Origin of the sequence: Streptomyces sp. NPDC052682, assembly GCF_040678435.1 — a bacterium.
In the GTDB taxonomy this organism is placed as follows: Bacteria; Actinomycetota; Actinomycetes; order Streptomycetales; family Streptomycetaceae; genus Streptomyces.
Window position 1 is genome coordinate 110,518 of record NZ_JBFATS010000020.1, and the last position, 14,608, is coordinate 125,125.

Genomic DNA, 14,608 nt, shown 5'->3' on the forward strand with positions numbered 1-14,608 from the left:
TCACGCCCGCTGCCCGAACAACTCCCGCAGTACGTCCTCCATCGTCACCAGCCCCGCCAGCCGCCCGTCGGCGCCGATCACGGCCGCCAGATGCGTACGGCTGCCCCGCATCGCCGTCAGCACGTCGTCCAGCGGCGTGCTCTCCCGTACCCGCGCGATCGGCCGCATGTCCCGCAGCCGGAACGCGGCATCGCGCGCGGCCGCGTCCAGGGCGTCCTTGACGTGCAGGTAGCCCACGATCCGCCGCCCCTGGTCGACCACGGGGAAGCGCGAGAACCCGGACTCGGCCGCCAGCTGCTCCAGCTGCGCCGGGGTGACGCCCACCCGGGCGTACACCACGCGTTCCAGCGGCATGACGACGTCCCGCACCGGCCGGCGGCCCAGCTCCAGGGCGTCGTGCAGCCGCTCCTGGGCGCGGTCGTCGATGAGCCCCGCCTCGCTGGAGTCCTTCACGATCTGCGCCAGCTCGGTGTCCGAGAAGGTGGCCGAGACCTCCTCCCGGGCCTCCACCCGCAGCAGCCTCAGCAGCACGTTGGCGAAGGCGTTCACGGTGAAGATCACCGGGCGCAGCGCCCGGGACAGCGCCACCAGGGGCGGACCGAGCATCAGCGCGCTGCGCACCGGCTCGGCGACCGCGACGTTCTTGGGCACCATCTCGCCCAGCAGCATGTGCAGATACGTCGCGAGGGTCAGCGCGATCACGAAGGACACCACGTGCCCCACGCCCTCGGACACGCCCACCGCGTGGAACACCGGCTCCAGCAGATGCGCGATGGCCGGTTCCGCGACCACGCCCAGCACCAGCGTGCACAAGGTGATGCCGAGCTGGGCGGCGGCCATCAGCGCGGAGACGTGCTCCAGACCCCACAGCACACTCCGGGCACGCCGGTCGCCCTGTTCGACGTACGGTTCGATCTGGCTGCGGCGCACCGAGATGAGGGCGAACTCCGCGCCCACGAAGAAGGCGTTCACGACGAGCGTCGCCAGTCCGATCAGCAGCTGTACGGCGGTCACGGCCGGGCCTCCCTCCGCTCGGGCCTCGCGTCGTCCAGGGGCGCGTGCAGCAGGACGCGCGCCGCCCGGCGGCCCGTGGCGTCCAGCACCTCCAGGCGCCAGCCGTCGACCTGGACGGTGTCACCGGCGGCGGGGATCCGGCCGAGCCGGGTGGCGACCAGCCCGGCCAGCGTCTCGTAGGGCCCTTCCGGGGCGCGCAGGCCGACCCGGACGAGCTGGTCGACGCGTGCCGCGCCGTCGGCGGAGTACAGGGCGTGGCCGTCCTCGTCCGTGCCGGCCGGGACCAGGTCGGGGATCTCGTGCGGGTCGTGCTCGTCCCGCACCTCGCCGACGACCTCCTCGACGATGTCCTCCAGCGTGGCCACCCCGGCCGTGCCGCCGTACTCGTCGATCACGACGGCCATCGTGCGTCTGCCGGACAGCCGGTCCAGCAGCCGGTCGACGGTGAGCGACTGCGGGACCAGCAGCGGCTCGCGCATCAGCTCGGCGACGGGCACCCGGGCCCGGCGCTCCGCGGGGACCGCCAGCACGTCCTTGACGTGGGCCGTGCCGACGACCGAGTCGAGGGTGCCCCGGTAGACCGGGAAGCGGGACAGCCCGGTCGCCCGGGTGGCGTTCGCCACGTCCTCGCAGGTCGCCTGCGCGTCCAGGGCGATGACCTGCACCCGCGGGGTCATCACGTTCTCCGCGGTCAGGTCGGCGAGGTTCAGCGTCCGGACGAACAGCTCGGCGGTGTCGGCCTCCAGCACGCCCTCCCTGGCGGAGTGCCGGGCGAGCGCCGCCAGCTCCTGCCGTCCGCGGGCGGAGGCCAGCTCCTCGGCGGGCTCCACACCGATCCGGCGCACCACCCGGTTGGCGGTGTTGTTGAGGTGGGTGATGAAGGGCCGGAACGCGGCGCTGAACCAGCGCTGCGCGTTGCCCACGCTCTTGGCGACCTTCAGGGGCGAGGAGATGGCCCAGTTCTTCGGCACCAGCTCGCCGACGACCATCAGGAACACGGTCGACAGCCCCGTACCGATCACCAGGGCGACGGAGGACGCCGTGGCGCGGGAGGCGCCGACCGCCTCCAGCGGGCCCGCCAGCAGCGCGGCGATCGACGGCTCGGCGAGCATGCCGACCACCAGGTTGGTGACCGTGATGCCGAGCTGCGCCCCCGAGAGTTCGAAGGTGAGGTTCCGTACGGCCTTCAGGGCGCCCGCGGCGCCCCGCTCGCCGCGCTGCGCGGCCCGCTCCAGTTCCGCGCGCTCGACCGTGGTCAGGGAGAACTCCGCCGCCACGAAGGCACCACAGGCGAGCGACAGCAGGACCGCCACCAGAAGGAGGAGCACTTCGGTCATCGGGTCACCTCCGTCCCATGGTCGGACAGGACGGGACCGCGTGCGCGGTGTCGCCCGCGGGACGGCTCGCCCGCGGGCGGACGCTCAGAACCGTTCATGGAGGACCGAGTGGCCCGCCTTGAGCAAAGGAATCAGTCCGTGAGCGGCTTCACCCAGCGCCGCCACTGCTCCTCGGGCCCGTACCCGGCGGCGCTCCACGCGTGGTGCGCGGTCTCGTTGTGCCGCAGCACCATCGCGTCCGCGCGGCGCCCCCCGAGCCGTACGAAACGCTCCTCGGCGGCGGCGAGCAGTGCGGAGGCGATGCCCTGGCGGCGGTGGTCCGGGTGCACGGCGAGCCGGTACAGATGGCAGCGCCAGCCGTCGAAGCCCGCGATCACCGTGCCGACCAGCTCGCCGTCCGGCCGCTCGGCCAGGATCAGCGCCTGCGGGTCGCGGGCGACCAGCCGCTCCACCCCCTCCCGGTCGTCGCTGATGCTCGTGCCCTCGGCGGCCACCTTCCAGAAGGCCAGCACGGTGTCCAGGTCTTCGGGCGCCGCGGCCCGTATGCGCAGGTCGGTCATGCGGTGATCAGATCACGCGCGCCGGGCGGGGGCGGGGAGTTTCAGGATGCGGACGGCCCGGGGGTGCGCAGCCGTTCCATGACCGGCGCGAACGCCTCCATGGACGGCTCCAGGACCGTCAGGTAGGTGAAGCCGTAGCGCTCCCGCTGGGCGAGGACCTTGGCGGTGATCTCCTCCAGCGTGCCGGCCAGCACCAGGGGCAGGTCCAGCACCTGCCGGGCGGTCAGGCCCGGAACGCGGTCCAGCCACGGCCGGACCGCGGCCTCGGGGTCCTCGGTGACGGCGACGAGCTGGACCAGCAGGTTCAGCTCGGCCGGTGCCTCGCGGCCGCCGGCCAGCCTCCGGTAGCGGGCCACCCGGTCGTCGAGCTCCCCGGCCAGGAGCGGGGCGAGTTCTCCCGTCGTGCTGCCGGGCACCGGCCGGGCGCCGGTGAAGGCCGCGATGTCGGCGTGCTCCGCGGTGAGCTCCAGCATCCGGTCGCCGTTGGCGCCGATCAGCAGCGGCACGCGCGGCCGCTGCACCGGCTGCGGCTGGTGCTCCCCGGACGTCAGGAGCCGGTCGAGCTCCTCGACGACCCGGCGCAGATGGTCCACGCGCGCGCGGGGCGACCCGAAGGGCAGCCCGGCCGCGTCGTGCTCCGCCCGGACGTACCCGGTGCCGAGGCCGAGTTCGAGCCGCCCGCCGGTCAGCGCGTCCGTCGTGGCCACCTCGCGGGCGAGCAGGGCCGGGTTCCAGAAGCCGGCGTTGAGCACGAACGTGCCGAGCCGGGGCCGCTCGGTGGCCGCGGCCGCGGCCACCAGTGCGGGGAAGGGCGCGGGCATGCCCAGGTGGTCGGGGACGAGGATCACGTCGTAGCCGAGTTCCTCGGCCCGGCGGCACTTGGCGCGCCACTCGTCCGCCGGGGCGGACGTCAGGAGGTTGACACCGAAACGGAACGGGCGCGGCAACGAACTCTCCCTCCGGGCAAGCGACTTGCGGCCGTGAGGGAGTCAATCACTCGTGCGCGATGGCCGCCAGCACATTCATGCGGGAGGCACGCGACGCGGGCAGCAACGCCGCCACGACCCCCACCACCGCCGCGCCCACGACGACCGCGACGATCGTGCCCCACGGGATCGCGAGCGTCGTCATGCCCTGCAACGCCAGCACCCGCTGGGTGCACACACCCCACACCAGCCCCAGCGCGAGCCCGAGGACCGCGCCGAACACCGCGATCACCACCGACTCCAGCCGGATCATCCGGCGCAGTTGCCGCCGCGCGAGCCCGATCGCCCGCAGCAGCCCGATCTCCCGGGTGCGCTCCACCACCGACAGGGCGAGGGTGTTGACCACGCCGAGCACCGCGATGATGATCGCCAGCCCCAGCAGCGCGTAGACGAGGTACAGCAGCACGGCGATCTGGTCGTGCACCAGGTCCTTGTAGTCGGCGAGGTCGCGCACCTGCACCTGCGGATACCGGTCGAGGGTCCGCTCCAGCGCGGCGCGCAGCTCGTCCGGTCCGGTGCCGGGCGCGGCGTTGACGTACAGCACGGCGTCCTGCCCGCCCGGCGCGTACCGCTCCAGCGTGGCGAGCCCGAAGTAGAGCCCGCCCTGGGTCCCGAAGCCCTCGGCGGCGTCCTGGTCGGTCAGGGCGCCCACGGTCAGCTCGGCTCGGCGTCCGCTCTGGAACTCGACCGGCACCACCGTCCCGAGGCGCACCCGGTGGTCGCGGGCGAAGTCCACGTCCATCGCGAGGTGCCCCGGCGCCAGGGCCGCCCCGGTGCCGCCGCGCGCGTAGGTGATGTGGGCGACCTCGTCCAGGCGCGGACCATAGCCCGCCGCGGTCGTCGTCACCCGGTCGCCGTCCGGGAGCCGCACGGCCACCGGCACGAACGTGGACCGTACGACGAGTCCCACGCCGTCGGTGTCCCGCACCGCGTGCGTGACCTCCGGCGGGAAGGGCACGAAGTTGCTGTTCTGGATCACGAAGTCGGCGCCGAGCGTCCTGTCGATCTGCCGGTCGAAGGACGCCGTCATCGAGGCGCTCGCCACCGACATCCCGCCCACCAGCGCCAGCCCCACCATGAGCGCCGCCGCGGTCGCCCCGGTACGGCGGGGGTTGCGCAGCGCGTTGCGCTGGCTCATCCGCCCGACGGCGCCGAACAGGGCGGGGAAGGCCGCGCCGAGCACCCGGATCACGGGACGGACCAGCAGGGGGCCCGCCACCACGGTCGCGATCAGCGTCAGGATCACGCCGAGCCCCAGCAGCGACGCCGCCGGCGCCGTCCGCGACGACGCCGCGCACCCGGCGAGCGCCGCCGCGCCCGCCGCCCCGACGACCGCGCCCACCACTGCCCGCAGCCGCAGCGGCCTGCCCACCCCGCCCACCTCGGCGTCCGCCAGCGCGGCCATCGGGGAGACGCCCGCCGCGCGCCGGGCGGGCAGGTACGCGGCGACGAAGGTGACGCCGAGACCGACGACGTACGCCGCCACCGGGGTCGCCCAGCCGATGACCATCTCGGTGGACTTGATGTTCATGCCGAGCAGACCCATCAGCTCGATCAGCCCGGCGGCGAGCCCGATGCCGGTGAGCAGGCCCAGCGTGGCGCCGACCAGGCCGAGCAGCAGCGCCTCGGTCAGGACCGAACGGCGCACCTGCCGCCGGTCGGCGCCCAGCGCCCGCAGCAGCCCCAGCTCACGGGTGCGCTGCGCGATCAGCATGGCGAAGGTGTTGACGATCAGGAACACGCCGACCAGCACCGCGACGCCGGCGAAGCCGACCATGACCCACTTGATGACGTCGAGGAACCCGCCCAGCTGTTCGACGTCCGACTTGGCCTGCTCGGCGGCGGTCCGGTAGTCGTACGCGTGCGCGCCCAGCGCGTCGGTCACGCGCTGCTTGAGCCGGTCGTCGCTGACGCCGTCCGCGGCGTCGACCGAGAGGGCGGTGGCCGCCCGGGCGTCGCCCAGCAGCCTGGTCCGCGCGACCGGCGGGTCGAGGAAGACCAGCGCCGCGCCCGGGTTGGTGGTGGTGAACGTGGCGAGGCCGACCACCTCGACGCGGAACGAGCCGGGCGGCGCGATCACGGTGAGGGTGTCCCCGATCCGTACGTCCCTGCGGCCTGCGGTCTCGGAGTCGAGCAGTGCCTGGCCCGGCCCGCGCGGGGCGTGGCCGGAGGTGAGCCGCACGGGGCTGCGGTCGGTCGGCTGCCAGGCGGTGCCGATCGTGGGAGCGCCGGTGGTCGGCCCGACCGGCTCGTTGCGCGCGTCGGCGACCGTGATCCCCTGCACCTCCACGTCCGCCCGCACGGCCGCAACCCCGTCCAGGCGGGCCACGCGCCCGGCGAGGGCGGCGGGCAGGGTGGCCGTCCGCCCCGAGGGCACCGCCTCGCGCAGCGTCTCCTTCGGGCTGACGGTGACATCGGCCGCGGTCGAGGCGAACAGCCGGTCGAAGGTGCGGCTGACCGTGTCGGAGAAGATCAGGCTGCCCGCCACGAACGCCACGGACAGCACCACGGCCAGCGCGGACAGCAGCAGCCGCCCCCGGTGTGCGAGGAAGCTGCGGAGCGTCGCCTTGAGCACGGATCAGTTCTCCTCCGGGACCGGGCGGCCCCCGAACGGGACGCGGATCACGTCCAGGCGCTTCATGCGCTCCAGTACGGCCTGTGCCGTGGGCCGCCGCAGCTCGTCCACGATCCGCCCGTCCGCGAGGAAGAGCACCAGGTCGGCGTGGGCGGCCGCGCCCGGGTCATGGGTGACCATGACGACACTCTGCCCCAGGTCGTCGACCGCCTCCCGCAGGAAGCCCAGCACCTCCGCACCGGCGCGCGAGTCGAGGTTGCCGGTCGGTTCGTCCGCGAAGATCAGCTCGGGCCGGGAGGCCAGCGCCCGCGCGCAGGCCACCCGCTGCTGCTGCCCGCCCGACAGCTGCGACGGCCGGTGCCCGAGACGGTCCCGGAGCCCGAGCGTGTCGATCACCTGGTCCAGCCACTTCTCGTCGGGTTTCCGGCCCGCGATGTCCAGCGGCAGGGTGATGTTCTCCCGCGCGTTCAGGGTCGGTACGAGGTTGAACGACTGGAACATAAAACCGATCCGGTCCCTGCGCAGCCGGGTCAGCTCCCGCTCCTTCAGCGCGGTGATCTCGGTGTCGCCGATCCACACCCGACCGGCCGTGACCGTGTCCAGCCCGGCGAGACAGTGCATCAGCGTGGACTTCCCGGAACCCGACGGGCCCATCACGGCGGTGAAACGCCCGCGCGCGATGTCCACGTCGACGGAGTCCAGGGCGATCACCGCCGTCTCGCCCGAGCCGTACGCCTTGGTCAGACCACGGGCGCGGGCCGCGACGCCGTCGGCCGGCGCGAGGCCCGGGGCGTGCTGCGCAGCAGGTTCGGACACGGCGGCCGCCTTCCGTGTGTGGGCACTGTGACATCCTCGTTCCCGCCGAGGTTACTGTGACTCAGCCCACACTCGGTATCCTCTGCTGGTCGGAGCCGCCCTACCGCTGCCCGGTCCGTTCCTCGCCCTCCGGCCGCCGCCAGGCCGTGCCCAGGACGCAGTACGAGGTGGGCAGCACCGGTCCCTTCTCCGGCATCAGCGTCCGCCGGTACGGGCCGAGTGCGAAGCCCGCCGCGCGCAGCGCCCCGACCGGATCACGGGAGAGATGACACCCGCCGTTCAGCGGTGGCCACACCGTCCGGTCCAGCGCCCGCTGGGTGAAGGTCATCATCCGGCCGCCGCCCACGCCGTGCTCGAAGAACCGCACCTCACCGCCCGGCCGCAGCACCCGCCGCAGCTCCCCGAGCGCCCGCGGCACGTCCCGCACGCTGCACAGCACCAGCGAGACCACCGCCGCGTCGAAGCCCTCGCTCTTGACCGGCAGCGCCTCCGCCGCCCCCGGCACCACGTCCACCGGCACCTCCGCGCGCAGGGCGGCCTCCACCGCCAGCCGCCGCAGCGCACGCTCCGGTTCGATGGCGACGACCTCGGAGACGGTCCCCGGGTAGTGCGCGAAGTTCAGCCCGTTGCCCGCCCCGATCTCGATGACCCGCCCGGACAGCCCGGACAGCAGTCTCTGGCGCACATCGGCCATCCCCATCCGGGTCTCGGCGGCCACACTGACCCGGGCGTAGTAACGGGCGAACAGCGGGTGGTGCACGGCATCCCGCACCCTCCCGGCGGACCGCAGCGGCATGGGACCTCCTCGGCAGGACGGGCCTTGGGCCGATTCTCCCCCGTACGGGCCCCGGGCATCCCTCCCCACCGGAAGGAGTGTCAGGGCGCCTGCCGTACCCGGAAGGCCTCCGCGTCCCACGTGCCGTCGAGCCGGGGCGCCAGCCAGTGGGGGGCCGACGTGCGGAAATCGGCGGGGTCGAGGGCCGCGGCACCGGCGGGGACCGCGCCGAGCAGCGGTGCCTCCGCCACGTCCGGCAGGTCGGCGAGGTTGCAGCGGCAGGCGAGGTCCGGCTCGGCGGGCCAGCTGCCGATCACGATCCCCGCCGGCTCCAGTCGGCGGTACCGCAGTTCGCGTGCCGTCAGCTCGGTCGTGTTCAGCGTGCCCAGGCCCGCGGACGCCACCACCAGCACCGGCGCCGACAGCAGCTGGGCCGCGTCCGCCAGCGTGCCGCCCGCCGCGTCGAACCGTACGAGCAGTCCGCCCGCTCCCTCGACCAGGACCAGGTCGTGCTCGGTGGCCAGTTTCGCGGCGGCCTCGGCGACCTCGTGCGGGTGCACCGGCGCGCGCCCGGCCCGCCGGGCGGCCGTGGCCGGTGCCAGCGGATCGGGATACCGGGCGACCTCGGCCGTCGTCACGGCACCCGCGAGCCGCGCGACCTCCGCCGCGTCCCCGGGCTCGTCCGGACCCACGCCCGTCTGCGCGGCCTTCAGCACGGCCACCGACCGCCCGGCCGCCAGCGCGCTCGCGGCCACGGCGGCCGTCACGACCGTCTTGCCGACCTCCGTGCCCGTTCCCGTGATCACCAGAACCGGCATGTCATCACTCCGCTCATCCCTCTCGCGCCGCCGCGCACACCGCGCGCGCGATCCGCGCCACGTCCGCGTCGCCCGTCACGTACGGCGGCATGGTGTAGATCAGGTCGCGGAACGGCCGCAGCCACACGCCCTCCCGCACGGCCGCCGCCGTCGCCGCCGTCATGTCCACCGGGTGGTCCAGCTGCACCACCCCGATCGCGCCCAGCACCCGTACGTCCTTCACCCCGGGAAGAGCCGAGGCGGCCGCGAGACCCTCCCGCAGGCCCGCCTCGATCCGCCCGACCTCGGCGCGCCAGTCCTGGCCGAGGAGCAGATCGATGGAGGCGCAGGCGACGGCCGCCGCCAGCGGGTTGCCCATGAAGGTCGGCCCGTGGGCGAGCACCGGCACCTCACCGCGCGAGATGCCGTCCGCGACCCGGGAGGTGCACAGCGTCGCCGCCATGGTCAGATAGCCGCCGGTCAGGGCCTTGCCCAGGCACATCACGTCGGGCGTCACGGCCGCGTGTTCGGCCGCGAACAGCGCGCCCGTCCGCCCGAACCCGGTCGCGATCTCGTCGAAGACCAGCAGCACGTCGTGCGCGTCGCACGCCTCGCGCAGCACCCGCAGGTAGGCGGGGGAGTGGAACCGCATCCCGCCCGCGCCCTGCACCACCGGTTCCACGATCACCGCGGCCAGCTCGCCGGCGTGCCGCGCGATCAGCTCGCGCAGATGGTCCGCGTACGACTCCTCGTACTCGGCCGGCGGCGGGCCGGCGAACACCTGCCGCGGGAGCACGCCGGTCCACAGCTGGTGCATCCCGCCCTCGGGGTCGCACACCGACATCGGCTGCCAGGTGTCGCCGTGGTAGCCGCCGCGCCAGGTCAGCAGCCGCTGCTTGCCCGGACGGCCCAGCGAACGCCAGTACTGCAGGCACATCTTGACCGCGACCTCGACCGACACCGACCCGGAGTCGGCGAGGAAGACGTGCTCCAGCCCCTCGGGCGAGATGTCGACCAGGCGCTTCGCCAGCCGTACGGCGGGCTCGTGGGTGAGCCCGCCGAACATCACATGGCTCATCCGCGCGAGCTGCTCGTGCGCGGCCTCGTTGAGCACCGGGTGGTTGTAGCCGTGGATCGCCGACCACCACGACGCCATGCCGTCGACCAGCTCGCCCGAACCGTCGGCCAGCCTCAGCCGCACCCCGCTCGCCGACTCCACCACGAGCGGCTCCTGGCGGCCCGGCATGGGGCCGTACGGGTGCCACACGTGCCGCCGGTCCAGCGCCAGCAGCTCGGGGAGACCGAGCTCAGGCATTGGGCGCGAGGTCCGTCCCGGCGCCCCGGCGGCGCACGGCGACCAGATCCGTACGGGGCTCGTCCGCCCGCGCAGCCGCCGCGGAACCGCAGACCGTGCCGCCGCCCTCCTGCGGCGCACCGCACCCGCCGCCCTCGCCGCAGCCCCCGGAGGCCCGGTGTTCCGGCAGGGTCACCTGGTCGGCGCCCTCCACCTCGAACCCGGCGTCCGCGATCATCTCCAGGTCGGCCTTGCCCGCCTGGCCCTCGCTGGTGAGGTAGTCACCCAGGAAGATGGAGTTGGCCAGGTGCAGGGCGAGCGGCTGCATCGTGCGCAGATGGACCTCACGGCCACCCGCGATCCGCACCTCCACGTCCGGGCAGACGAACCGCACCATCGCCAGGATCCGCAGGCACCGCTGCGGGGTCAGGTGCCACTCCTTGGCCAGCGGCGTGCCCTCCATCGGGATCAGGAAGTTGACCGGAACCGAGTCCGGGTCCAGCTCCCGCAGCGCGAAGACCACGTCGACCAGGTCCTCGTCGCTCTCGCCCATGCCCGCGATCAGACCGGAGCACGCCGACAGACCCGCGGCGTGCGCCTTCCGCACGGTGTCCACCCGGTCGGCGTACGTGTGCGTGGTGGTGATGTCCCCGTACGTCGCCTCGGAGGTGTTGAGGTTGTGGTTGTAGGCGTCCGCGCCGGCCTCCCGCAGCCGCTCCGCCTGGCCCTCGGAGAGCAGCCCCAGACAGGCGCACACCTCGACGCCCTCGTTCTGCTCCTTGATCGCCTTGATGGTCCGGGAGACCCGGTCCACGTCCCGGTCGGTCGGTCCGCGCCCGCTGGCCACCAGGCACACCCGCTTGGCGCCGCCCGCCAGTCCGGCCGCCGCCGCCTTGGACGCCTCCTCGGGCTTCAGCCAGGTGTACTTGAGGATGTCGGCCTTGGAACCGAGCCGCTGGGAGCAGTAGGAGCAGTCCTCAGGGCACAGGCCGGACTTGAGGTTGACGAGATAGTTGAGCTTCACCCGCCGGCCGAACCAGTGCCGTCGCACCTTCCCGGCCGCGGCCACCACGTCGAGCAGGTCGTCATCGGAGGTCGCGAGGACGGCCAGCGCCTCCTCGCGGGTCGGCAGCTCGCGCCGCAGCCCTTTGTCCACCAGCGTCTTCAGCAGGTCCATGAGTGCTGATCCTGTCGTACGGACCCGCCCCGGGCCAAGGAGACTTCGCACAACAGCGGCGCTTCGAGATGTGGGTATCGCCACATCCTGGCCCGAGGGCCGGGCCGCTAGGGTCTGTGCACTGCCTACAAATCTCCCGGAGGACCCATGGTGTTCGGCTGGATCGACGAGCAGGCGGAACTGCGCCGCCGGGCGGGCCTCGTACGGACCTTGCGCCCGCGCCCGGCCGATTCGCCGCTCCTGGATCTGGCGAGCAACGACTACCTGGGGCTGGCCCGCCACCCGGAGGTCACCGAGGGTGCGGCGCGGGCCGCGCGGACCTGGGGCGGCGGCGCGACGGGCTCCCGCCTCGTCACCGGCAGCACCGACCTGCACACCGAGCTGGAACGCGAACTGGCCGATTTCTGCGGCTTCGAGGCGGCCCTGGTCTTCTCCTCCGGCTACGCGGCCAACCTCGCCGCGGTCACCGCCCTGGCACCGCACGGCTCGCTCATCGTCTCGGACGCCGGCAACCACGCCTCGCTGATCGACGGCTGCCGGCTGGCCCGGGGCAGCACGCAGGTCGTGGCGCACGCCGCGCCGGACGCGGTGCGCAAGGCGCTCCAGACCCACGACGGGCCCGCGATCGCGGTGTCCGACACGGTCTTCTCGGTCGACGGCGACGCGGCCCCGCTCGCCGGGCTCGCCGAGGCGTGCCGGGAGTACGGCGCGGGGCTGGTGGTCGACGACGCCCACGGTCTGGGCGTGCTCGGCGACGGCGGCCGCGGCGCGCCGCACGCGGCGGGGCTCGCGGGCGCCGACGACGTCGTCGTGACCCTCACGCTGTCCAAGTCGCTCGGCAGCCAGGGCGGAGCCGTCCTCGGCCCCGCCCGGGTCATCGACCACCTGGTCAACGCGGCCCGTACGTTCATCTTCGACACCGGTCTCGCCCCCGCGGCGGCGGGCGCGGCCCTCGCGGCGCTGCGGCTGCTGCGCCGCGAGCCGGAGCGGGCCGCGCGGGCCCGCGCGGTGGCGGCCGACCTGCACGCCCGGCTGACCGCCGACGGCCTTCAGGCGGTCCGTCCGGACGCGGCGGTCGTCTCCGTGCGCGCGCCGTCCCCTGAGGACGCCGTGCGGTGGGCGGCCGAGTGCCGTGCGGCCGGGCTGGCCGTGGGCTGCTTCCGCCCTCCTTCCGTGCCCGACGGCGTCTCACGCCTGCGGCTGACCGCCCGCGCGGACCTGTCCGCGGAGCAGATCGCACACGCGGTGCGGGTGATCGGCGACACGCGGCCATGAGTCGGCGTACACGGCCGGGCGTCGCGGCGTCAGGAGGCGGACGTCACCGGAAAGCGGCCGTGAAACGGGCCCAGCTCACGGCGGAGAAGAGCAGCGCCGGCCCGGCCGGGGCCTTGGAGTCGCGCACGGCCAGCAGCCCGGCCCACGGGCCGGACGCCGGACGGGCCGTCTCGACGCAGTTGTTGGCTCCGGTGCTGTAGCTGCTGCGCAGCCATCGCACGCCGGTCAGTTCGGTGCTGGAGGGGATGGTCCGAGGCAGTGCACGCATGGTGCCTCCTTACGCGCCGGCGGCTGTCCCGGCGATGAAGTCCAACGAGTCCTCGGGCGAAAGGGCGTGAATCTGAAGGGCGTTGAAGGCCTCCGTGTAGGCCTGGAGGTCTTCTTTCCGTTCGAGATAGACGCTACTCGTCAAATGGTCTAGAACAACCACGTCCAGATCAGATGTGTCCGGAAACGAGAAGATGACGAAAGGCCCTGTGACGCCGATGTGCGCTCCGGCGGCGAACGGCAGGACCTGAAGCCGGACGTGGGGCATCCGGGCGGCCTCGACCAGCCGCGCCCGCTGCCGGGCCATCACCCCGGGCCCGCCGACCTCCCGGCGCAGCACCGCCTCGTCCAGGACGGCGTTCAGCTCCAGCGGGGGATCGGCACGCAGCACGTCCTGCCGGGCCAGCCGCACTTCCACCAGCGTGTCCAGCCGCTCCTCCGACAGCCCCTCCACCGCGGCCTTCGTCACGGCCCGTGCGTACTCGGGCGTCTGCAACAGTCCCGGCACGACGGTGGTCTCCAGCGTGCGCATCACGCCGGCCTGGGACTCCAGGCTGATGAAGTCGCGGTAGGTCGGCGGCAGCACCCCGCGGTAGGCGTGCCACCAGTGGTGCCGCCCCCTGCTGTCGTCGGATCCCGCCAACACGGTCAGCAGCTCCCTGAGCTGACCGTCCGTCACTCCGTAGGCGTCGAGGAGCAACCGCACGTCGGCCGGTTTCACGCCGCTCGTGCCGGTCTCGATCCGGCTCACCTTCGACTGGTGCCAGCCCACCAGCCGGGCCGCCTGGCCACTGGTGAGCCCCGCCGAGGTGCGCAGCGCGCGCAGTTCGGCGCCCAGCTTCCGGCGGCGCACCGCGGGACCGTTCTGCATGCGCTCCTCCTTACTCCTTCCGAGGCGCCCGGATACGGCCCCCCGGTGCAGAGTTCACCGCTTTGAGCGACAGATATATGCATATCTTGCGGGATCGCCGTCCTTCGCCGGGGTGGTGGTGGCAGTCTGGCGGGCGAAGCACCAGTGCGGGACCGTACTCGAACCATCCGCTCCGTGTCGGACTGCGGTCCCGTGGGAAAGGGACGACGTCGCCATGGCAGACCATCTGGAAGCATCCGTCACTCTGCCGAGCGATCCCGCCTCGGTCTCCGCCGCTCGCGCCTACGTGGTGGACACGCTGGCGGAGTGGGGCCTGCCGGCGGGCACGGACGTGTCCGACACCATCCGGCTCATCGTCTCCGAACTGGCCACCAACGCCGTCCAGCACACCTTCGGCCAGTCGCCGACCTTCACCGTGGCCATGGCCCTCGACCGTGACGAACGGCTGCGGGTCGGCGTGACCGACAGCCACCCCAGGTTCCCCAAGCGGTTGCCCGCCGCGGTCCAGCAGGACAACGGCCGCGGCATGGTGATCGTCCGCTGTCTGGCCGGGGAGTGCGGCGGCAGACTCCGCGTCCGCCCCACTCGGGAGGGCGGCAAGACGGTCCTGATCGAGCTGCCGTGGACCCTCCCGGCGGAACCGGTGCCGGCGGTGGGCCGGCAGGACTAGCGCCCTCCTCGCAGCCGCCCCGGACCGGGAAACGGACCTCGGGGCCTGCCGGGCCGGCGACGCCTGCGCGCTCGGCATCGCGGCCGGACCGCTTCCGCGCACGGCGCCGGCGGCGCGCGGACCCGGAAGCGCCGCGGCCGCCCCGGACCGAGCGCGCCGCCGACCGCGGCGCCCCGGCCTGCGACCGAGATCGG

Annotated in this window: 14 protein-coding genes; 2 read left to right on the plus strand and 12 right to left on the minus strand. The window is 73.7% G+C overall.

The window, feature by feature from the left end:
* From AB0K80_RS28155 to bioB, 10 genes are all read right to left on the minus strand, one after another.
* Entirely contained in the window at positions 1 to 1,014 is a 1,014-nt protein-coding gene (locus AB0K80_RS28155) for a hemolysin family protein (RefSeq protein WP_365674365.1), read from the minus strand.
* Positions 1,011 to 2,351, minus strand: a complete 1,341-nt coding sequence (locus AB0K80_RS28160; protein ID WP_365674366.1) for a hemolysin family protein — start codon at positions 2,349 to 2,351, stop codon at positions 1,011 to 1,013. Before AB0K80_RS28160 ends, AB0K80_RS28155 begins: the two co-directional genes overlap by 4 nt.
* Before the next feature lie 131 nt (positions 2,352 to 2,482).
* On the minus strand, positions 2,483 to 2,911 hold the full coding sequence (locus tag AB0K80_RS28165) for a GNAT family N-acetyltransferase (RefSeq protein ID WP_365674368.1): 429 nt from the start codon (positions 2,909 to 2,911) through the stop codon (positions 2,483 to 2,485).
* A 41-nt stretch (positions 2,912 to 2,952) separates the two neighbouring features.
* A complete protein-coding gene (locus AB0K80_RS28170) occupies positions 2,953 to 3,858 on the minus strand; it encodes a TIGR03621 family F420-dependent LLM class oxidoreductase (RefSeq protein ID WP_365674371.1) in 906 nt (301 codons plus the stop codon).
* A gap of 46 nt (positions 3,859 to 3,904) precedes the next feature.
* Positions 3,905 to 6,472 carry an ABC transporter permease gene (locus AB0K80_RS28175; RefSeq protein ID WP_365674373.1) on the minus strand — a complete coding sequence of 856 codons (2,568 nt, stop codon included), beginning with the start codon at positions 6,470 to 6,472 and terminating at the stop codon, positions 3,905 to 3,907.
* A 3-nt stretch (positions 6,473 to 6,475) separates the two neighbouring features.
* A complete protein-coding gene (locus AB0K80_RS28180; protein WP_365674375.1) occupies positions 6,476 to 7,288 on the minus strand; it encodes an ABC transporter ATP-binding protein in 813 nt (270 codons plus the stop codon).
* 100 nt (positions 7,289 to 7,388) lie between these two features.
* The gene (locus AB0K80_RS28185) at positions 7,389 to 8,084 is read right to left on the minus strand and encodes a class I SAM-dependent methyltransferase (protein WP_365674377.1); all 696 of its coding nucleotides are present in this window, start codon (positions 8,082 to 8,084) and stop codon (positions 7,389 to 7,391) included.
* A gap of 80 nt (positions 8,085 to 8,164) precedes the next feature.
* Entirely contained in the window at positions 8,165 to 8,881 is a 717-nt protein-coding gene (bioD, locus tag AB0K80_RS28190) for a dethiobiotin synthase (protein WP_365674379.1), read from the minus strand.
* Between the two features lie 13 nt (positions 8,882 to 8,894).
* Complete coding sequence (locus AB0K80_RS28195) at positions 8,895 to 10,175, minus strand: adenosylmethionine--8-amino-7-oxononanoate transaminase (RefSeq protein WP_365674381.1); 1,281 nt, start codon at positions 10,173 to 10,175, stop codon at positions 8,895 to 8,897.
* Positions 10,168 to 11,331, minus strand: a complete 1,164-nt coding sequence (gene bioB, locus AB0K80_RS28200) for a biotin synthase BioB (protein ID WP_365674383.1) — start codon at positions 11,329 to 11,331, stop codon at positions 10,168 to 10,170. The genes AB0K80_RS28195 and bioB overlap by 8 nt, the downstream gene beginning before the upstream one ends.
* A 147-nt stretch (positions 11,332 to 11,478) precedes the next feature.
* Between bioB and AB0K80_RS28205 the strand changes: the two genes are divergently transcribed.
* Complete coding sequence (locus tag AB0K80_RS28205) at positions 11,479 to 12,606, plus strand: 8-amino-7-oxononanoate synthase (protein WP_365674385.1); 1,128 nt, start codon at positions 11,479 to 11,481, stop codon at positions 12,604 to 12,606.
* Between the two features lie 43 nt (positions 12,607 to 12,649).
* Here AB0K80_RS28205 and AB0K80_RS28210 read toward each other — a convergent pair whose 3' ends face one another.
* Together AB0K80_RS28210 and AB0K80_RS28215 are read right to left on the minus strand one after the other, a co-directional pair.
* Positions 12,650 to 12,874, minus strand: a complete 225-nt coding sequence (locus AB0K80_RS28210) for a DUF397 domain-containing protein (RefSeq protein WP_365674386.1) — start codon at positions 12,872 to 12,874, stop codon at positions 12,650 to 12,652.
* 9 nt (positions 12,875 to 12,883) lie between these two features.
* The gene (locus AB0K80_RS28215; protein ID WP_365674387.1) at positions 12,884 to 13,744 is read right to left on the minus strand and encodes a helix-turn-helix transcriptional regulator; all 861 of its coding nucleotides are present in this window, start codon (positions 13,742 to 13,744) and stop codon (positions 12,884 to 12,886) included.
* 214 nt (positions 13,745 to 13,958) lie between these two features.
* Between AB0K80_RS28215 and AB0K80_RS28220 the strand changes: the two genes are divergently transcribed.
* Positions 13,959 to 14,414 carry an ATP-binding protein gene (locus AB0K80_RS28220; RefSeq protein WP_365674389.1) on the plus strand — a complete coding sequence of 152 codons (456 nt, stop codon included), beginning with the start codon at positions 13,959 to 13,961 and terminating at the stop codon, positions 14,412 to 14,414.
* Positions 14,415 to 14,608: the final 194 nt, after the last annotated feature.

Bases quoted from the DNA above. Each gene is read 5' to 3' on its own strand.
- AB0K80_RS28160 (WP_365674366.1), bottom strand. From the start codon at position 2,351: ATGACCGAAGTGCTCCTCCTTCTGGTGGCGGTCCTGCTGTCGCTCGCC.
- AB0K80_RS28165 (WP_365674368.1), bottom strand. From the start codon at position 2,911: ATGACCGACCTGCGCATACGGGCCGCGGCGCCCGAAGACCTGGACACC.
- AB0K80_RS28185 (WP_365674377.1), bottom strand. From the start codon at position 8,084: ATGCCGCTGCGGTCCGCCGGGAGGGTGCGGGATGCCGTGCACCACCCG.
- bioD (WP_365674379.1), bottom strand. From the start codon at position 8,881: ATGCCGGTTCTGGTGATCACGGGAACGGGCACGGAGGTCGGCAAGACG.
- AB0K80_RS28195 (WP_365674381.1), bottom strand. From the start codon at position 10,175: ATGCCTGAGCTCGGTCTCCCCGAGCTGCTGGCGCTGGACCGGCGGCAC.
- bioB (WP_365674383.1), bottom strand. From the start codon at position 11,331: ATGGACCTGCTGAAGACGCTGGTGGACAAAGGGCTGCGGCGCGAGCTG.
- AB0K80_RS28205 (WP_365674385.1), top strand. From the start codon at position 11,479: ATGGTGTTCGGCTGGATCGACGAGCAGGCGGAACTGCGCCGCCGGGCG.
- AB0K80_RS28210 (WP_365674386.1), bottom strand. From the start codon at position 12,874: ATGCGTGCACTGCCTCGGACCATCCCCTCCAGCACCGAACTGACCGGC.
- AB0K80_RS28215 (WP_365674387.1), bottom strand. From the start codon at position 13,744: ATGCAGAACGGTCCCGCGGTGCGCCGCCGGAAGCTGGGCGCCGAACTG.
- AB0K80_RS28220 (WP_365674389.1), top strand. From the start codon at position 13,959: ATGGCAGACCATCTGGAAGCATCCGTCACTCTGCCGAGCGATCCCGCC.